The organism is Nocardia sp. NPDC056541 (assembly GCF_042794235.1).
GTDB lineage: Bacteria > Actinomycetota > Actinomycetes > Mycobacteriales > Mycobacteriaceae > Nocardia.
Window position 1 is genome coordinate 285,132 of the sequence record NZ_JBHTUD010000008.1, and the last position, 17,926, is coordinate 303,057.

The window sequence follows — 17,926 nt, forward strand, 5'->3', positions numbered from 1 at the left end:
CCGGGTCGGCGCGCGGCGACGCTCGCCTCCGGGAAAGGCCCGGGAAGGCCACGCGCCCGCGCTATTAGGCTGGCGGGCGGACTGGTGTCGATCGAACGGGTGTTGTGGCATGGGTAGTGGGTTGGAAACCGAGGAGCAGGCCGAGGCCCCGGTCCGCGACGAGGCGGCCGAATTCGCCGCTCGGCACGCGGAATTGGCGCAGGGCTACGGCGGCGGCGGTGACCCCGACGACCCGGCGATGGTGCAGGCGATGCAGATGGTGCTGCACATCCCCAAGGCTGACCCACCCGCCCGCAGCGCACTGCTGGAAGCGGCCGCCGCCGCGGCGGTCGCGGTGTGCCTCGACCCGCGTTCGGGACCCGGCGGGGAGTGGGAGCCGCGGTACCTCGCGTGGAAGCGGTCGCGGATCAGGAAGGTCGCCCGGCGGGCGCGTGGTGCGCAGTGGGTGGCCGCGGGAGACGTCGACGGTGTGACGGTCGAGGTCGACGGCGCGCAGGCCCGTGCGTTCGTTCCCGGCCCGGTCGGGGAGATCGATCAGCGCATCCGCAAACTCCAGATCGGCGGTACCGATCTCGACCACGACGAGCCGGGCCCGGCGGATCCGGCATCGCCGGTGCTGTGGGTGAACGCGGCGCTGGAGATGTCGGTGGGCAAGGCAGCGGCGCAGGTCGGGCACGCGAGCATGCTGCTGGCGGGTGCGTTGCCCGTGGACGCGGCGGCCGCGTGGGCGGCCCGCGGATTCCGCTGCGCGGTGCGCGACGCCGGCGAACAGCAGTGGGTGGGGTTGGTGGACGAGGTGGCGGCGGGTCGTGCGGTGGCTGTGCGCGACGCCGGTTTCACCGAGGTGGCGCCCGGTTCGATGACGGTGATCGCGGTGCCGCCACGGGAGTGATCGCCGCGACACGCGCGACGCGAATCCGGCGGTTGGGTTGCGGTTTTCGCGACTCGCCGCGATAACGCGGTGTGGCGGCAGCGCCTCGCGGGTATACGTAACCGACAGCCGTGCACGTCGAGGTACAGGGAGGTTCCGCGATGATGACGACGATTGTGGTGATCCTGATCGTCTGGGTTGTGCTGTCGGTGCCGGTCTCCTTCGTCGCCGCGCGGATGTTGCGCAGCGAGGTTCGCAGCACGGGTGACCCGTCGACGACCAGGATCGACGAATCTCGCACGGGCCGGTCGCTGCGCTGAGAGCCCGCGTGGGCCAAGATGGAGCGCGTGTCGCAACCCGATCCCGATCTGCTCATCGACTTCTCCGATGTGACCATCCGTCGCTCGGGCCGAACCCTCGTCGGCCCGGTCTCCTGGCAAGTAGAGCTCGACGAACGCTGGGTGGTGCTCGGCCCGAACGGCGCGGGCAAGACCTCGCTGCTGAGAATGGCCGCCGCCGAACTCCATCCGACCTCCGGTCACGCGAATCTGTTGGGGGAGACGCTCGGTCGCGTCGACGTCAGCGAATTGCGGCCACGTATCGGACTGTCCTCGGCGGCAGTGGCCAGCCGCATCCCGGTGGACGAGAAGGTCAGTGACCTGGTGGTCTCGGCCGGCTACGCGGTGCTCGGCCGCTGGCGCGAGCGCTACGAGGACATCGACACCGAACGCGCGGTCGACATGCTGGAAACCCTCGGCGCCGAGCACCTTTCCGACCGTACCTACGGCACCCTGTCCGAAGGCGAACGCAAGCGGGTGCTCATCGCGCGCGCCCTGATGACCGATCCGGAACTGCTGCTGCTCGACGAACCGGCCGCGGGCCTCGACCTGGGCGGGCGGGAGGAACTCGTCGAACGTCTCGGCGATCTCGCTGCCGACCCCGACGCGCCCGCGATGGTGCTGGTGACCCATCACGTCGAGGAGATCCCGCCCGGCTTCACTCACGCGCTGCTGCTCAAGGAGGGGGAGGTGGTCGGCCAAGGTCTCCTGGGCGATGTCCTCACCGCCGAGAATCTGAGCAACGCCTTCAGCCAGTCGATCACGCTCGACCGGGTCGACGGGCGGTGGTTCGCGCGGCGGGCTCGTCGTTCGGGCGGGCACCGGCGCCGCAACTGAGCGCCGGCTCGCCGCGCTGACTCGCGGGCGCCGATTACGCGCACCGGCGCCCGGGCTGACCTGGCTGGGCGTCCGGTCGCCGGGAATCCCGGCTCACGGTCGACCAAGCGGGCGTTAGGGTGCTGAGAGGGCTGCGCTCGAAGGAGACAGCCGGTCCGGTCGGCAGATCGGTGGTCGCCGGGCGTGTGGCTCGATGGTGGAGAGGAACGATATGAGTGAGTCCGGGGTCTCCGTGCGGGACGCGTCGACCGTGATGCTGGTGCGCGACGGCGAGGCGGGTATCGAGGTGTTCCTGCAGCGTCGGGTCAAGGCGATGGCGTTCGCGGCCGGGGTGACAGTGTTCCCCGGCGGTGGCGTCGACGCCGCCGACGGCACGGCCGACATCGCCTGGACCGGCCCCGAACCCGCCTGGTGGGCCGAGCGTTTCGCCACCGACGAACAGACCGCGCAGGCGCTCGTCGCCGCGGCCGTGCGGGAAACGTTCGAGGAATGCGGCGTGCTGCTGGCCGGACCGACCGCGGATTCGGTCGTCGACGACTCGGCGCGCTATCGCGCGGCCCGCGGCAAGCTCGAGCGCCGCGAATTGTCGCTCGCCGATTTCCTCGCGGCCGAGGGCCTGGTGTTACGCGCCGACCTGCTCCGCCCGTGGTCGAACTGGATCACGCCGGAGGCCGAACCCCGCCGCTACGACACCCGCTTCTTCGTCGCGGTGCTCCCGCAGGGCCAGATCGCCGACGGTGCCACCTCCGAGGCCGCTCAGGTGGCCTGGCGGACACCGCAGGACGCCCTGGCGAGCTGGCGGGCAGGCGAACACGTGCTGATGCCACCGACGTGGTCGCAGCTCGACGCCCTGTGCGGGTTCGCCGACACCGCGGCCGCGCTGGCCGCCGACCGCGTCGTCGAGCCGATCATGCCGAAGTACTCGCCGGGGGCGGGCGGGCGTCCGCTGTCGGACTTCCCCGACAACGAACGGTATTTCGATGAGCTGCCGCAATTGGGTGCACTCGGCGGCCGGTAGGTTTCTCCCATGGCCGAATTCGTGACCCTCGAGCTGCCCGCCGAGCCGACCACCCGTGGCGTCGCGCTGTTGCGCATCGATCGTCCGCCGCTGAACCTTGTCGACGCCCAGCTGGCCCGTGAGGTGGCGGCTGCGGCGGCCGCGGTGGCCGAGCATCCCGGGGTCTCGGCCCTGATCGTCTACGGCGACGAGCGGGTGTTCAGCGCGGGCGACGAGATGGCGGAGCTGGCCGAGCTCGACGCCGGGCAGGCCGCCGCCATGGCCGCCGATCTCCAGGCCGCACTCGGCTGCCTCTCGCGGGTTCCGCAGCCGACGGTTGCCGCGATTACCGGCTACTGTCTCGGCGCCGGCCTCGAACTCGCGCTGGGCGCCGACCACCGGATCGTCGGCGACAACGTGAAACTCGGTCTGCCGCAGATCAAAGCGGGCCTGATTCCCCTGTCCGGCATCCGAAGGCTCTCGCTGCTCATCGGCGCGAGCCGGGCCAAGGATCTCGTCTACACCGGTCGTTTCGTCGGCGCCGAAGAAGCCGAGAAGCTCGGCTTGGTCGATGAGGTCGTCGCGCCCGACGATGTCCTCACCGCGGCGCGCGCGTGGGCCGCTCAGTTCGTCACCGCCGCACCCCGCGCCCTCGCCGCGGCCAAGGCGGTTTTCGAGTCCGGGCCGCACGGTCACGCCACCGCTGTCACCGAATGGTCGGCCCTGTTCGACACCGACGACGCCCGCACCGGCACCCGTACCTTCGCCGCGGAAGGACCGAACGCCGCGACCTTCACGGGTCGCTAGCAACACCGCCGGAACCTGGGTTAACTTCGTGCGGGCCGGTGTTGTGAGAACCCGGGTAACCTCCCAGCCATCCGGCGCTGGGGCGGTGCGAACCGGCTGTCCGGTCCGATGGCGGCTCGCGCTCGCGGGAGCCCGGCGGCCGGTCGTGGGTGCAGGAAAGAGCAGTCTCTTGTCCCAGCAGCGGCGTGCCCGGGCGCACATATTAGGCTGGCCTGCATGACGGTCCATCCCGACGACCCGGCGCCGAACCCCCACGCCACCGCGGCCCAGGTCGAAGCAGCGCGCAAAGACACCAAACTCGCCCAGGTCCTGTACCACGACTGGGAAGCGGAGACCTATGACGACAAGTGGTCGATCTCCTATGACGAACGCTGTATCGCGTATGCGCGCGGCCGGTTCGACCTCGCCGTCGGCCCGGCTCCGCTGCCGTACGAGCGTGCGCTCGAGCTGGGCTGTGGCACCGGATTCTTCCTGCTCAACCTGATGCAGGGTGGCGTCGCCAAGTCGGGTTCGGTCACCGACCTCTCGCCCGGCATGGTGAAGGTCGCGCTGCGCAACGCCGAGCACCTCGGCCTCGATGTCGACGGGCGCGTCGCCGACGCCGAGACCATCCCGTACGACGACGACACCTTCGACCTGGTGTGTGGCCACGCCGTGCTGCACCACATCCCCGACGTGGAACTGGCGCTCAAGGAGTGCCTGCGCGTGCTCAAGCCGGGCGGGCGCTTCGTGTTCGCCGGTGAGCCCACCACCATCGGCAACATCTACGCCCGTCGCCTCGGCCAGGCCACCTGGAAGGTGACCACCGAGATCACCAAGCTGCCGTTCCTGTCGGGCTGGCGTCGTCCGCAGACCGAACTGGACGAGTCGTCTCGCGCCGCCGCGCTCGAGGCCGTCGTCGACCTGCACACCTTCGACCCGAGCGATCTCGAGAAGATGGCAAAGTCGGCCGGTGCCGTCGATGTGAAGGCCACCACCGAGGAACTCGCCGCCGCCCTGTGGGGCTGGCCGGTGCGCACCTTCGAGGCCGCAGTCCCCGACGAGAAGCTGACCATGCCCTACCGCCTGGCGCAGTACCGCGCGTGGCTGGGTCTGAGCTGGCTCGACGAGAACGTGCTGCGCAAGGTCGTGCCGCGCGAGTTCTTCTACAACGCGATGATCACCGGCGTGAAGCCGGGCGCGGCGCAGAAGTAGGTGGGCTATCGCTTCGGCCGCGACGATGTCGCCTATCTCGGCAGCGCGGCAGGCCGTGCCGCGCTCGCCGAGGTCGACCGGCTGGAGCTGACGACCGCGACGCACCTGCGCGATATCGAGCAGGTGCGTCGTTCGCACGGTGCACTCGCGCCCGCCTTGATCGAGACGGTGCGGTTGCGCCGTAAGGCCGTGGTGAAGCTGCCCACGGCAGGGGAGTGGCTGTTCACCGACGACGCGCTGCAACAGGCGACGCCCGCGCTCGTCGCCCGGCATCGGGCGACCCGCCTGGCCGGCCGCGCGGTGCACGACGTGACTTGCTCGATCGGCGCGGAACTGTCCGAGCTGGCCGCGGCTTGTCCGGCGGTGGTCGGTAGCGATCTCGACGATGTCCGCCTGGCCATGGCCGCCCACAATCTCGGGGTGGGGCCGGTGTCGGCGGTGGATCGCGGCCCGGCGATCAGTGCGGATGCCGCCCCGGCAGCGGCTGGTAGCCGAAACATCGTGTTGGCCAAGGCCGATGCTCTCGTACCGACCACGCGCGACACCGTGATCATCGCCGATCCGGCTCGTCGGGCCGACGGCCGTCGCACCTACGATCCCGCGAAACTCCAACCCCCACTTCCGGATCTGCTCACCGCCTACGCGGGCCGCGATATCGCCGTGAAGTCCGCACCCGGCCTGGATTTCGATCGCCTCGGCTGGGACGGCGAGGTGGAGATCGTCTCCCTCGACGGCGCCGTCCGCGAAGCCTGCCTCTGGTCGCCCGGCCTCACCGAACCCGGCGTCACCCGCCGCGCCACCGTCCTGAATTCCCACGGCGGCGCGACCACGCTCACCGACGCCGCCTCCGACGACATCCCCGACCGCGCCCCCGGCGACTGGATCATCGACCCCGACGGCGCCGTCGTCCGCGCGGGCCTGGTCCGTCACTACGCCGCGAAACACGGCCTCTGGCAACTGGACCCACAGATCGCCTACCTCACCGGCGACACGGTCCCTGCGGGTATGCGGGGCTTCCGCATCGAGGACCGTTTCGAACTCCGCGAGAAGACCCTCCGCCAGGAATTGAACCGCCGTGACTGCGGCTCCCTGGAAATCCTCATCCGCGGCGTCGACGTCGACCCCGATGGACTTCGCAAGAAGCTCAAGCAGCGCGGCTCGACGCCGTACACCCTGGTGATCACCCGCATCGGCCGCGCCGGCGTCGTCTTCCTCTGCCGAGCGGTCGCTCCCACCCGCTGACAACGCACCTATGGCAGGCCGCACGTGGTCACAGGTCAGGCTTCCATCTTCTTCACCACGCGCTGCACCGTGAGCCAGGTGCGGGTGGTGATGTCCTTGCCGTAGATCTTCTCCAGGCGGGCCATGAAGTCAGGGGTCGCGCCGGTGCTGTTGTCGATGACGGTGAGGAAGGCGCGGGCCTTGCGGTCGTAGCCGATGACGCGGGTGAGGGGGTCGTCGTCGAAGGTCTTGGTGTCGGCCTCGCGCATCGTCGTCTTGAAGAAGGTGACGGTGAGATAGGAGCCGCGTTCGTGGGGGAGACCTTCGAAGGGGTCGCGGTCGAGGAGCGCGCGCAGTTCGGGACGGCTGCGGATGATGGTGCCGCCCGGGATGCCGAGTTCGGCGTTGAGTGCCTGCTGGATGCGATCTTCCAGGTCGGCGGGGTCGTCCGCGGTGCGGAAGACGACATTGCCGCTCGTGAGTACCGACGCGACCTTCTCGAAGCCCAGCCCCTCGAACACCCCGCGCAACTTCTCGTTGCGCATGTTCGGGTTGGTCGGCATGATCCCCCGCAGCAGCGCCGCATAGCTTTCCACGTCGCTGACCGTACCGACCCCCACCGACAGAAACCATCGCATCCGGCGGCCGTGTCAGCGAAGCACCCGGAGTCAGGACTGAGCGGCGGCGTTCTTCTTGCGTTCGATGTCGGCCAGCGCCGCCATGTAGGCCTCGCGCTCCTCGGCACTGGCATCCCAGGCGACCTTGCGGTTCTTCACGACCTTGGCGGGAGCGCCGACCGCGATGCTGTAGTCGGGGACATCGCCACGCACCACCGCGTGCGCGCCCAGCACGCAACCGCGGCCGACCCGGGTGTCACGCAGGACGGTCACCTTCGCCGCGATCCAGGTGTCGGGGCCGATCCGCACGGGGCTCTTCACGATGCCCTGATCCTTGATGGGCATGTTGATGTCGTCCATGCGGTGGTCGAAGTCGCAGATGTAGCACCAGTCGGCGACCAGGGTCGACTCACCGATCTCGATGTCGAGGTAGGTGTTGACGACGTTGTCCTTGCCGAACACCACCTTGTCGCCGATCCGCAGCGAGCCCTCGTGGCAGCGCAGGGCGTTGCCGTCGCCGATGTGCACCCAGCGGCCGATCTCCATGCGCGCGAGTTCCGGGGTCGCGTGGATTTCCACATTGCGGCCGAGGAACACCATTCCGCGCAGCACGATATGCGGGTTGGCCAGGCGGAACTTGGCCAGCCGGTAGTAACGCACCAGGTACCACGGGGTGTAGGCGCGGTTGGCGAGCACCCAGCGCAGCGAATCCCTGGTCAGAAATCGGGCCTGCTGCGGATCGCGGCGGCGTGATCCACGCCAGCGCGCGCTCAGCGGCGCGCCCCACATGCTCGTCACGAACTACTCTCCCGTCATGATCGCACCGGGCCTGCCCCGGGGATTCGGTCCTCGGGTACACAGAGTACTTTCGCAGGGCACACTTACCGTGCCATACCCCGATTACACAGGGAGATCAGCAGGTGCGAACTCGGACTCGCGTCGTTGCCTCGCTCGCTGCCGCCGGTGTGGTGGCGCTGGCCGGGTGCGGCACGGATGTGGACGACATCACGGTCGGCGCCGGAAAAGGCTGGCCCGCAACGCATCACGATGGCAGCAACGCGAGCGGCAGCCCGGTGCGGGGTGCGGACTCGATGTCGCTGAGCTGGTCACGTCCGGTGGGCGGCCCGATCGCCCAGCCGTTGACGATCGGCGCCGAGGGCCAGATGTTCGTCACCACGAGCACCGGCAACTGTGCGATCTTCTCCTTTCAGATGCTCACCGGCCGCAAACGCTTCTGCAACCCGCTCGGCCCGTCGACGATCGAAGCGCCGACCGTGCTCGACGGAGTCAGCAATGTGTACGTCGGTGACGACGGCGCGGTGAATTCGTTCAACTACCTCGGGCAGCCGCGGTGGCGCACCCCGGTGGCGGGCGTGCCGGTGGCGATCCAGTTCACCGGCGACGGCAACGTGCTGACGGTGACGCAGTCCGGTCAGGTCGACGTGCTGAGCCGGCAGACCGGCGGTCGGGTGGTCCCGACCCTGCAGCTGCTCGGTGAACCCGACTTCCTGAAGTACCCCGGTCTCACCCGTCCCGCGTCCGGCGACGGGCTCGACGACTGCCAGACGGGTGGTCCCCGCTGTGCCGTCGCCAACACCACTGCCGTCGACCCGTCGACCGGCCGCTTCTTCGTCACCGTCTGGGAGCCGGGCAAGCAGGCCGCCGCTCTGCGCGCGATGCGCTACGCCGACGGCGCCGTGACCCAGGAGTGGAGCGCCGAGGTACTCACCGGCGGCTGCGCGACCAGCCCCTCCCTCTCCGCCGACGGCGACACCGTCTACATCGGCGACAACAGCAAGCGCCTGATCGCCCTGAACACCACCGACGGCGCCACCCGCTGGACCCAGCCGTTGCCGTGGGCGCCGCAGGGCGGCATTTCCGTGGCGGGCGACCTGATCATCCCGGCGGGCGACGACGGTTACCTGACCGCGCTGCGCGACAAGGACGACAAGGCCGAGATCGTCTGGGAACGCAAGGATCTCGCCCTGCGTGGCACCCCGGCACACACCGCGGGCGATATCGGCTACACCGTCGCCGCCATCGGCGCGGGCCTGAGTCTCATCACCTTCGACACCACCACCGGCAACACCATCGACTCCGACCCACTGCCGGCCGCCACCGGCACCACCACGGGCACCTCCATCGGTCCGGAAGGTGAAGTCGTCGTCGCCACCCGCCTCGGTGAGATCTTCGCCTTCACCCCGGACGCCTGAGTACCCGCGAGCTTCTTCCGCCGCGCACGGACGAGGTACGCCTGAATCGCCTCAGTACGGGTTGGCTCGGTCCAGCCAGCGCGCGTCGAGTTCCGTCGCGCGCTGCCGGGTGAAGGAAATACGCGCCGGATCGCCGTCGGCGGTATAGCGCTGGTCCGGGTTCGCGGCGAGCCAGTCCAGCCAATAGGCCGAATCGAACGGGACCGCACCCCGGCCCGATCGGATGCGCGGCACCCCGCCGGGGTCGACCGCGCCGTAGGGGGCGGGGGCGGGGTTGGAGCCCACCAGCATCACGGCGTCGAAGCGGTAGGAGGTGCCGTTCCAGTGGCCTGCCGTGGCCAGTGCGTGGTCGCGGGGATGGATGCCGAGCGGTAGCGCCATGGTGCGCACGGCCGCTCCGGGCGCCGCCGTGGTCACCGCGCGCACATTCTGCACCAGTTCGCGTTGCACGCCGTCGGCGTCCAGGCTCGCGAGGTTGGCGTGATCGGCTGTGTGCGCGCCTATTTCGTGGCCGTTCGCGACCAGCCACGGCAGCGCGCGCGGGTCTGCCCCGAACGGCTCGTTGTTCACGTAGAAGGTGGCCGCCGGGCGGAAGTCGGGGTAGCGGGCCCCGAACTCGGCGAGAATGCCCGCGGCACTGTCCGGTGCCACCGCGCCGGTGTCGGTGAAGCCGAGTTGGCTGCCGGTGGAATCGTCGAAGGTGAGTACCACCGGGTGGGTACCGGCGGGCAGGTCGAGGTCGCCGGAGATGTATCGCGCGGCGGTGACCGGGCGGTAGTTCTCGCGGTACAGCCGTTCGAGTTCGTCCCGGAATTCCGCCGGGGTCTGGTCGTATTCGCCCGCCGGATTCGGGGTGATCTGGTGATACATCAGGACCGGGACGAATCCCAGTTCGTTGGCGGCGATCTCGGCGGGATTCGGCGGTGCCGGTTTCGCCGTCGTCACCGGCACCGTCGTGTGCGCCGGAACCGCGGCATTGTTCACTGCGGTACAGGCTGTGAGTGCGGCCGCCAGCGCTGCCGCCGACACGAGCCGAAACATTGTGTTCGAACCGCCCATCATCAATGCGATATTACGCCGCGGCGACGGATTACAGTCGATCTATCGATACCGAGTACGCCGCGTCGGAACTGCGAAATAGTTGGCGTGTCAATGGTTTTGAAAGGCGGTGTTGACGGTGGAATGGCAGCTCCGATCGGCCGATCGACGGCGATGGATGGCTCCCGTTATCGGTGTCGCCCTCGCGTCGCTGGTGGTCTCCCTGGTAGCCGGATTCGCGCTGAGTAGATCCGCGGAGTCGCCTGTCGCCGACAGCGTGCCGCCGACGCTGCGGATGACACCGACCGATCCGGTGAGCTCCTATCGCGCGCCGGTCGTGGTGCGCGGCACCGCGATCGACGCGGCTCGCGTGTCCATCGGCCCCGATTCGGTGGTCCCCGCCGCGGACGGGACATTCGAACTCTCGGTGCGATGGGCCCCCGCTTTCGAGGTCGTCGCGACGGACGCCGACGGCAATCAGACCAGCAGCACCGCGGTCACGTCGAGCACGCTACCGAGGATGCGCGCGGTGCACGTCACCGCGCACGCCTGGTCGCACGAGGGACTGCGCGAAGCTGTTCTCGATCTTGCCCGTGAGGGCCGTATCGATACCGTGCAGCTCGATATCAAGGACGAGGACGGCGTGATCGGCTACGCCTCCCAGGTGCCGCTCGCCCTCGAATCCGGTGCCGCCGCGGCGATCTACGATGCCCCGGCAGCTCTGCGGCAATTGCACGATATGGGCCTGCGGGTGGTCGGGCGCATCGTCGCATTCCGCGATCCGACTCTCGCGGGCTGGGCCTGGCACAACGGCCGACCCGACTGGGTTGTCCAGAATCCTTCCGGGCAACCCTATTCCAGCCACTACGGCCCGATCGCCTTCACCAATTTCGCCAACCCCGACGTGCGTGGATACAACATCGATCTCGCGGTCGAGGCAGCGCGACTCGGCTTCGACGGCATCATGTACGACTACGTCCGCCGCCCCGACGGCAGCCTGAACAGCATGCGTTTCACCGGCCTCACCGACACCCCCGCCGCCGCGGTCGCGGGCTTCCTCGCCGAGAGCCGCTACCCCGTGCACCTCGCGGGCGCGCACCTGAGCGCCGCGGTCTACGGAATCGCCTCCACCCGCCCGGACGAGATCGCCCAGGACATCCCGCTCATCGCCCGCAGCGTCGACTTCGTGGCGCCCATGATCTACCCGTCGCATTGGGGCCCCGGCGAATACGGCGTCGCGAACCCCAACGCCCAGCCCTACGACATCATCTTCCGCTCACTGCAAGACTTCACGGCGGCCACGGCGGGCACCGGCGCGAAAGTGGCCCCGTGGCTCCAGGACTTCAGCCTCGGCGTCACCTACGGCGACGCCGAACTCCGCGCCCAGATCGACGCCACCCGAGACGCGGGCATCGACAGCTTCTTCCTCTGGAACGCCGCCACCCGCTACCACGGCGGCGGCCTCCAACCGGCCTGAGCCGGAGCAGGGTGTCTGCCGAGCCGACGCCGCGCCGCTCACTGCACCCAGGCGAGTGCATCGCTCTCGTCGGCCAGCGCGAACACCCGCACCTGCGCCGGGATCAGAAACCCGAACAGATGCACAGCCTCGCCCAACATCCGATGATCGGTGACCAGCGCGATCCGCCCCCGCGCATCCCGCGGCACCTTCACCAACTCCAGATCCTTCGCCATCGCCCCCAGCGAATACCTGTCGAAGTCCTCGCCGAGCACATACACCAGATTGACCGGCTCTTCCCGCTCGACGGCTTCCCTGATCGCCGGATCGAGCACCGTCGCGTAGTCGTCGGCAGTCACCGTCCCACTGGCCCGGAACCCGATGGTCGCCGCGGGCAGATCAGAAATCGGCTGCAAAGGCATCGGCTCTCCTCGACTCGAAGACATAGATCCAGACTTCGCGACCCTAGACCCGCCCCACCGCCCCCCACCTCACCCATCGCGGATGAACCGCCCAGAACCTCCTCCGAGCGGCCATTCGAACTACTCGGCTGTTTCCGTCGGGTCCAGGCCGGCCTGTTTCGGGGCGGCGGGGACCCACTCACGCAGCGGTTGCATCACGGCGCCGTAGAAAGCGTCGGTGGCCGTGGTGACGCTGGCGATGAAGCTGGCCGCGGTGCCCGAGCGTTTGTTGCCCATCGGGAAGGTCTGTTCGAGGGTGAACGAGACGATCGGGCTGGTGCGGCCGTCGATGAGTGACTTGGGCGTGGTGCGGACGGTGTCGAGGAATTCGCACGTTTCGTTGCCACGCTCGGCGAAGACGGCTTCGACCTGGACGCGGCCGGGCGCATCGGTGAGCTGTTTGGTCAGCCACGACACACGGCGGCCTTGCGTGCCCTCGTCGGGCGCGGCGATGGTGGTGCGGCAGCGGACCTTGTTCGTCCGCACATCGGCGATAACGGTGAGGTCGCCGGCGGTGTCGGGGATGCGCAGGACGGCCTCGAACGAACCGTCGGTGGCCAGCCGTTCGGCGACGGCGGCGGCCCGCACCGCCGGATCGGCGTGGAACTTGCGGGCGAGGACATGCTTGACCTCGACACCGAGTTCGGCGGTGAGTCGCAGCGCGAGATGCCTGCACAGCGACACCCACGTGTCGGCGACCGTCAGTGCTTTCGCGTCACCCGCCCGCAGTGTTCCCTGGGTCACGGCGTCACGGACGGTGACCCAGTGTCTGCCCATGTCGACGAACTCGGCCGCACCCGAACGGGGATGATCGAGAAAGCGCAGGAATTCGGCGAGAATCCAGGCTTGCAGTGCGTCGTCGATGCCACCGTGGGTGGTGAGCATGCGCGCCTCGTGGGCCACTTCGGCCCACGACAGGTGGCGCAGTGCCACCTTCGTCAGCTTGCGGCGGTCGACTTGGACGGGTAGTTCGCCCGGTCCGGCGGGGATGTCGTTGGACAGGCTGACGACGGCGTCGTACTTCTTTCGCCGCGCGACGTCGAGGTAGCTCTCGAGTTGGTCCCGCCGCAGCTTGCCGTTGCCCGTCTTCACTTCCAGCAGCCCGGTCCACTGCTTGGCACCGCGACTCACCTTCAACACCGCGTCCGGGATGACTTTGGTATCGCCCGATTCGTACTGCACCTCGAGATAGCCCTCGAAAGCCCCTGCGGGCGCGCCCATTCGGGCACAGATGGCCCGGGCGAACGGACGTACGGCCTGCATGGTGGCGATGAGTGCGGAGGTGGTGCGCCGTTCCTGTTCTTCGCCCGCGCCGACCCCGACGACCGAGAACAACCGAGCGGGTTGCCACGTATCCGATTCGGCCTGCCTGAATTCGATCGGCTTGGTTTTGCGCACCACGCGCTTGGCGGTCGCTACTCCGCGCGACGGTGTCTGCACGGCGGGGGTCTCGGGGACAACGACTTCCGGCTCAGCGGGTGCTGGCGCAGGGTCCTCGACAGTGACCCCGAAATCGGTTGCCAGCCCGGACAGGCCCGACTCCCAGCCCTGCCCGACAGCCCGCACCTTCCAGTTGCCGTCGCGCCGATACACCTCGCCGAAGACGAATGCCGACTCCGTGTCCGCGTCGGCGGTGAGATATTCGGCCAGCGAATGCCCGGCCGGATCGATGACGTGGAACGCGAGTTTGCCCAGCGCACCGAATGTCCCCTCACCGACGCTGCCCGCCAAGGCGATGGTGTGGACGTGCACGGGAACCGCCGACAGGTCGATCGAGATCCTGGCTTGCTTTCCTTCCTCGGTGGCACTCGTTCCGAGGAAACATACTGAGCCGTCGGGTGATTCGGTCTGGTTGTAGAAGACGAAGTCGGCATCGGACCCGACGCGCCGGTCGGCGCCGAGTAGCAGCGCGGAGGCGTCGACTTCGATCTCGGGTTCCGGCCAGCCGATCACGATGTCGACGCGGTCGACATCCTCGGGAAGCGGAATGTTCTGGCCCTTGGACAGCAGCGGAGACGACACAGTGGCGGTTCACCCTTCGAAGGTCGGCGTTCAGTCGCAAGGCTGATGCAGCCGACCCGCTCGCTGACCCCCTTGGCGCACACCGCGATGGCATGACGGTGCCGAGGGTTGTCGGCGGCGAAACCTACTCTGTTACACGGATCACGTTTGAATGATCGCCCGAATGGAAAGGGGTGGGTTACTTCGGATCGCGTTCCGGTAGGGGTCTTTCCACGATGTCCGGGCGGCCGAGGGAGGTGCGGACTCGGCGTTTGGCGGCGGTGTAGACCTGGGCGGTTTCGGCGGCCACCACGTCCCAGGCGAAGTCGGCGGTGAGGCGTTCGCGGGCGGTGTGGGCGCGGGCCTGGGCGGTGGACGGGTCGTCGAGGACGGCGCGGGTGGCGTCGACCAGGCCGTCGATGTCGGCGGGGGCGAAGGACGCGCCGGTGACGCCGTCGATCACCGCTTCGCCCAAACCGCCTGCGGTGGAGGCGATCAGGGGGACACCCGCGGCGGCGGCCTCGAGGGCGACGATGCCGAAGGGTTCGTAGCGGCTCGGCAGGACGATGGCGTCGGCGCCGTGCAGCCAGCCGAGGAGTTCGTCGTGGCCGAGGCTGCCGACGAAGTGGACCGCGCGGGCGACGCGGTGCACACGGGCGCGTTCACGCAGCCACTCGAACTGGGTGCCGACACCGGCGACGGTGAGTGTGGTGCCGGGGTGGGCGCGGCGGATGCGGGGGAGAGCGGCGATCGCGTCCTGCACACCCTTCTCGTACTCGAGGCGGCCGACGTAGAGCAGGCGCGGCGGGCCGGAGCGCGGCGCGCGGGAACGGAAGGTCCACGAGCCGACGTCGATGCCGTTGCGGATCACCGTGATCGGCGCGAGCTCGGGCCCGTAGAGCCGGTCGACTTCGTCCTGCATGGAGGTCGAGCAGGTGATGAGCTGATCGGACTCGTTGGTCAGCCACCACTCCACCGAGTGGACCTGCTTGTTGACCCGGCCCGACACCCAGCCGCTGTGACGGCCGGCCTCGGTGGCGTGGATCGTCGAGACGAGCGGCACGTCGTAGTACTCGGCGAGCGCGATGGACGGGTGCGCGACGAGCCAGTCGTGCGCGTGCACCACATCGGGCGTCCAGCCCTCTCCGACGCCGGGCTTGCCGAGCGCTACCCCGGCACGCACCATCGCGTGCCCCATGGCCAGTGTCCAGGCGAGCATGTCCTCGCCGAAGTCGAAGCACGGCGGGTCTTCGGCCACCGCGACGACGAGCACGCCGTCGGCGATGTAGGAGTGGGTGGGGTGAGTGACCGAATCGGTCCCCGTCGGGCGGCGGGCCAGCACCACGACCTCGTGACCGGCCGCGGCCAGCTCGACGGCCAGGTGATGCACATGCCGACCGAGCCCACCGACCACGACCGGCGGGTACTCCCACGACACCATCAAAATCTTCATGCGGATCCTTCAGCGGCGGCCGACGGGACGACGGTCGGCAACCGCCGCGCGTCCAGACCAGGGAAGAATCCGTCGGCCATCGCCCATCCTGCCGCGAGACGGGTCGCTTTGGCGAACTGACCGGCGCCGATCGCCTCGGCGAGCTCCCTGACGGCGTGCGCGTGTTCGTGCGCCCGATCGCGCGCGTACCCGGCGGCGGAGTCCTTGCTGACCATGAACGCCCAGTCGCTGGACACCGTGAGAATCGCCTCACGCAGCAACTGATCGGCGACCGGGTCGCGCAGGGATCCGTCGCGGCGCACTTTGTCGAGGGTGTCCAAGGCCAGGCGAACGATGTCGGCGTTGAGCGCGACGAGGTCGGCGACCTGGTCGCCCGCCCAGACCCGCCAGTCCTTGCCCGAACCCCACGAGGAGTCGTTGAGCTGCACAGGTTCGCCGACGAAGCCCTTCTCGCGGGCATCGGCGAGGGTGCCGACGTTCACCCCCGCTTCGGGCAGGGCGCGCAGCACTTGTTCGAGCCACTGCGGCCCTTCGTGCCACCAGTGCCCGAACAGCTCGGTGTCGAACGCGGCCACCACGAGGGCGGGTCTGCCGATCCGCGCGGACTCCTCGATCAGCCGGGCACGGACGGTCTCGACGAAGTCGGCGACGTCGCGGGTGACCGCTTCGGCCGCCAGTTCGGGATCGTAAGGGGCCTTGTCAGGACCGTCGACGGTCTTGCCCGTGACGCGCGAGGGTTTGAGCCCGGTCGCGTGGTCGTAGTGGTGGAAATCGCGGTAGGCGCTCTGGCCCGGGTAGCCCTGTTTCGGCGACCAGACCCGGTAACTCACGGCCAGGTCGCGCCCGAAGGCCACGACCTCGGAATCGCGGACCGGCCTGCCGAGCGAGGTGTCGCCGCGCAGCGAAGGGCCGTCGACCATGAAGTGGGTGATGCCCGCGGCGTCGTAGCCCCGTTCCATGCCGGGCGTGTAGCCGCATTCGGGTGCCCAGATGCCGGTCGGTGTGGTGCCCCAGCGCAGGCGCGCGTCGGCCAGGCCCTCGGTGAGCTGGAACTGGCGCAGGCGCGGATCGAGCAGCGGCTGGAACGGGTGCGCCAGCGGTCCGCCGAGCAGTTCGATCGCATCGGCATCGATCAGCGAACGCCAGACCGGCGAACCGCCGTGCTGCCAGTTCTGTTCGAAATCGGCCAGCGCGGTCGCGGCGAGCCGATGTTCGTGACGGCCCAGCGCCACATTCCCCGACATCGACGCCTCGTCGGCGCGCAACTGCCAGTTGCCCAGCCAATGGTGCATGCCCGCGAGGCAGTGTGGATCGTCGAGCTGCGCGGCGAGTACCGGTGTGATGCCGAGGCTCAGTAGATGCGAACGGCCTTCGGCGGCAAGATTTTTCAGCACCTTGACCAGCGGCAGATAGGACGCGGCCCAGGACTGGTAGAGCCATTCCTCGCCGACCGGCCAGCGCCCGTGATGGGCGAGCCACGGCAAGTGGGAGTGCAGGACCAGCGTGAACTGGCCCGGCACGGCGGAGCGGGAATCGGTCAACGTGGTGCCTTTTCGGCGATCGCGACCAGATCCAGGCTCGCGTCGATATCGCCCGCGCGCAGGTCGAAATCATCGATGGTGACGGCGGCGACGTCGGCGGTGAGGTCGGCGGGCCACGGCTCACCGGCCAGCGCGCGCTCGATCTGGGCGTCGATGAACGACCCACCGTGCTTGGCGTCCAGCGCTTTCAGGCTCGCGCCGTGGTGCACGCCCAGCATCTCGGAGACGGTGAACCCGGCCTCGACGAGCAGTTCGGTCAGCTCGGCGGCGTTGAGTTCGCGGGTGTGGAACGGGTTGAGGGGGGTGTCGCGACCGGGGGAGAAGGTGATCCGATTCGGGGTGCTGATCAGCAGCACGCCGCCGGGGCGCAGCACGCGCAGGCACTCGCGCAGGAACTGTCCCTGGTCCCAGAGATGTTCGATGACTTGGAAATTCACCACGACGTCGACGGACTCGTCGTCCAGCGGCAGCGCTGCGAGGTTGCCCTGGATCATCTGCACGCGCGGGTAGCGCGCGCGGACGTGCGCGACGGCGCTCTCGTCGTAGTCCAGACCGGTGACGCGCTGGGCGACGCCCGCGATCATGTCGGCGCCGTAGCCCTCGCCCGAGCCCGCCTCGAGCACGATCTTGCCGGTGCAGCGGTCGAGCAGGCGGGCATAGGCGATCTCGTGCCGACGGAACCAGTAGTTCTCCTCGGCGATGCCGGGCACCGTCCGCTCGCCGGTCAACGGCAGTGGTTCATGTGTGGCGGCCACGGGTGCGGCAGGGATCACAGCCTCGCTCATTGGTCCGAGGTTACTGGTACCGCCGGTTCACGCAGGAGTCAGGGACCTCTTGCGCAGGTAGGTTACCCACGAGTAACTTAGCGTAGGGTAGTGTTC

17 protein-coding genes are annotated in these 17,926 nt (G+C 69.0%); 9 read left to right on the top strand and 8 right to left on the bottom strand.

Annotation, left to right across the window (positions count from 1 at the left end):
- Positions 1–109: 109 nt before the first annotated feature.
- The 7 genes from ACFQ9R_RS16690 to ACFQ9R_RS16720 all read left to right on the top strand — a co-directional run bounded on the left by ACFQ9R_RS16690 (position 110) and on the right by ACFQ9R_RS16720 (position 6,286).
- Entirely contained in the window at positions 110–892 is a 783-nt protein-coding gene (locus tag ACFQ9R_RS16690; protein WP_378991533.1) for a peptidyl-tRNA hydrolase, read from the top strand.
- A 140-nt stretch (positions 893–1,032) separates the two neighbouring features.
- Positions 1,033–1,191 (top strand): hypothetical protein, encoded by a 159-nt coding sequence (locus tag ACFQ9R_RS16695; RefSeq protein ID WP_378991535.1) that lies wholly within the window; start codon positions 1,033–1,035, stop codon positions 1,189–1,191.
- An 18-nt stretch (positions 1,192–1,209) separates the two neighbouring features.
- The gene (locus ACFQ9R_RS16700; protein WP_378991537.1) at positions 1,210–2,046 is read left to right on the top strand and encodes an ABC transporter ATP-binding protein; all 837 of its coding nucleotides are present in this window, start codon (positions 1,210–1,212) and stop codon (positions 2,044–2,046) included.
- Between the two features lie 211 nt (positions 2,047–2,257).
- Positions 2,258–3,064 carry an NUDIX hydrolase gene (locus tag ACFQ9R_RS16705; RefSeq protein ID WP_378991538.1) on the top strand — a complete coding sequence of 269 codons (807 nt, stop codon included), beginning with the start codon at positions 2,258–2,260 and terminating at the stop codon, positions 3,062–3,064.
- A 9-nt stretch (positions 3,065–3,073) separates the two neighbouring features.
- Complete coding sequence (locus tag ACFQ9R_RS16710) at positions 3,074–3,850, top strand: enoyl-CoA hydratase-related protein (protein ID WP_378991539.1); 777 nt, start codon at positions 3,074–3,076, stop codon at positions 3,848–3,850.
- A 216-nt stretch (positions 3,851–4,066) separates the two neighbouring features.
- Entirely contained in the window at positions 4,067–5,044 is a 978-nt protein-coding gene (locus ACFQ9R_RS16715) for a class I SAM-dependent methyltransferase (RefSeq protein WP_101466273.1), read from the top strand.
- Positions 5,045–6,286 carry a class I SAM-dependent methyltransferase gene (locus ACFQ9R_RS16720; protein ID WP_378991540.1) on the top strand — a complete coding sequence of 414 codons (1,242 nt, stop codon included), beginning with the start codon at positions 5,045–5,047 and terminating at the stop codon, positions 6,284–6,286.
- A 35-nt stretch (positions 6,287–6,321) separates the two neighbouring features.
- On the opposite strand, the gene ACFQ9R_RS16725 is transcribed toward ACFQ9R_RS16720, so the two are convergent.
- Positions 6,322–6,861 carry a DUF1697 domain-containing protein gene (locus ACFQ9R_RS16725; protein WP_378991542.1) on the bottom strand — a complete coding sequence of 180 codons (540 nt, stop codon included), beginning with the start codon at positions 6,859–6,861 and terminating at the stop codon, positions 6,322–6,324.
- Positions 6,862–6,933: 72 nt separating this feature from the next.
- Complete coding sequence (locus ACFQ9R_RS16730; RefSeq protein WP_378633250.1) at positions 6,934–7,680, bottom strand: acyltransferase; 747 nt, start codon at positions 7,678–7,680, stop codon at positions 6,934–6,936.
- Positions 7,681–7,802: 122 nt separating this feature from the next.
- On the opposite strand from ACFQ9R_RS16730, the gene ACFQ9R_RS16735 reads away from it, so the two are divergent.
- On the top strand, positions 7,803–9,095 hold the full coding sequence (locus ACFQ9R_RS16735; RefSeq protein ID WP_378991544.1) for a PQQ-binding-like beta-propeller repeat protein: 1,293 nt from the start codon (positions 7,803–7,805) through the stop codon (positions 9,093–9,095).
- Between the two features lie 51 nt (positions 9,096–9,146).
- Here the strand turns inward: ACFQ9R_RS16735 and ACFQ9R_RS16740 are convergent, their stop codons facing one another.
- Positions 9,147–10,079, bottom strand: a complete 933-nt coding sequence (locus ACFQ9R_RS16740) for a polysaccharide deacetylase family protein (RefSeq protein ID WP_378991545.1) — start codon at positions 10,077–10,079, stop codon at positions 9,147–9,149.
- A gap of 232 nt (positions 10,080–10,311) precedes the next feature.
- Between ACFQ9R_RS16740 and ACFQ9R_RS16745 the strand changes: the two genes are divergently transcribed.
- Entirely contained in the window at positions 10,312–11,610 is a 1,299-nt protein-coding gene (locus tag ACFQ9R_RS16745; protein WP_378991546.1) for a putative glycoside hydrolase, read from the top strand.
- A gap of 38 nt (positions 11,611–11,648) precedes the next feature.
- Here the strand turns inward: ACFQ9R_RS16745 and ACFQ9R_RS16750 are convergent, their stop codons facing one another.
- The 5 genes from ACFQ9R_RS16750 to ACFQ9R_RS16770 form a co-directional block, all read right to left on the bottom strand.
- Positions 11,649–12,011, bottom strand: a complete 363-nt coding sequence (locus ACFQ9R_RS16750; protein ID WP_378991547.1) for an STAS/SEC14 domain-containing protein — start codon at positions 12,009–12,011, stop codon at positions 11,649–11,651.
- A gap of 120 nt (positions 12,012–12,131) precedes the next feature.
- On the bottom strand, positions 12,132–14,072 hold the full coding sequence (locus ACFQ9R_RS16755; RefSeq protein ID WP_378991548.1) for a TerD family protein: 1,941 nt from the start codon (positions 14,070–14,072) through the stop codon (positions 12,132–12,134).
- A gap of 178 nt (positions 14,073–14,250) precedes the next feature.
- The gene (locus ACFQ9R_RS16760; protein ID WP_378991550.1) at positions 14,251–15,504 is read right to left on the bottom strand and encodes a glycosyltransferase family 4 protein; all 1,254 of its coding nucleotides are present in this window, start codon (positions 15,502–15,504) and stop codon (positions 14,251–14,253) included.
- On the bottom strand, positions 15,501–17,045 hold the full coding sequence (locus tag ACFQ9R_RS16765; protein WP_378991551.1) for a 1,4-alpha-glucan branching protein domain-containing protein: 1,545 nt from the start codon (positions 17,043–17,045) through the stop codon (positions 15,501–15,503). The genes ACFQ9R_RS16760 and ACFQ9R_RS16765 overlap by 4 nt, the downstream gene beginning before the upstream one ends.
- Positions 17,042–17,830: a class I SAM-dependent methyltransferase gene (locus tag ACFQ9R_RS16770; RefSeq protein ID WP_378991552.1), complete on the bottom strand. Its 789-nt coding sequence runs from the start codon at positions 17,828–17,830 to the stop codon at positions 17,042–17,044. The genes ACFQ9R_RS16765 and ACFQ9R_RS16770 overlap by 4 nt, the downstream gene beginning before the upstream one ends.
- Positions 17,831–17,926 lie beyond the last annotated feature (96 nt).

Excerpts from the sequence above, each read along its gene's own strand:
- ACFQ9R_RS16760 (WP_378991550.1), bottom strand. The coding sequence starts at position 15,504 with ATGAAGATTTTGATGGTGTCGTGGGAGTACCCGCCGGTCGTGGTCGGT.
- ACFQ9R_RS16705 (WP_378991538.1), top strand. The coding sequence starts at position 2,258 with ATGAGTGAGTCCGGGGTCTCCGTGCGGGACGCGTCGACCGTGATGCTG.
- ACFQ9R_RS16700 (WP_378991537.1), top strand. The coding sequence starts at position 1,210 with ATGGAGCGCGTGTCGCAACCCGATCCCGATCTGCTCATCGACTTCTCC.
- ACFQ9R_RS16750 (WP_378991547.1), bottom strand. The coding sequence starts at position 12,011 with ATGCCTTTGCAGCCGATTTCTGATCTGCCCGCGGCGACCATCGGGTTC.
- ACFQ9R_RS16695 (WP_378991535.1), top strand. The coding sequence starts at position 1,033 with ATGATGACGACGATTGTGGTGATCCTGATCGTCTGGGTTGTGCTGTCG.
- ACFQ9R_RS16745 (WP_378991546.1), top strand. The coding sequence starts at position 10,312 with ATGGCTCCCGTTATCGGTGTCGCCCTCGCGTCGCTGGTGGTCTCCCTG.
- ACFQ9R_RS16770 (WP_378991552.1), bottom strand. The coding sequence starts at position 17,830 with ATGAGCGAGGCTGTGATCCCTGCCGCACCCGTGGCCGCCACACATGAA.
- ACFQ9R_RS16690 (WP_378991533.1), top strand. The coding sequence starts at position 110 with ATGGGTAGTGGGTTGGAAACCGAGGAGCAGGCCGAGGCCCCGGTCCGC.
- ACFQ9R_RS16715 (WP_101466273.1), top strand. The coding sequence starts at position 4,067 with ATGACGGTCCATCCCGACGACCCGGCGCCGAACCCCCACGCCACCGCG.
- ACFQ9R_RS16710 (WP_378991539.1), top strand. The coding sequence starts at position 3,074 with ATGGCCGAATTCGTGACCCTCGAGCTGCCCGCCGAGCCGACCACCCGT.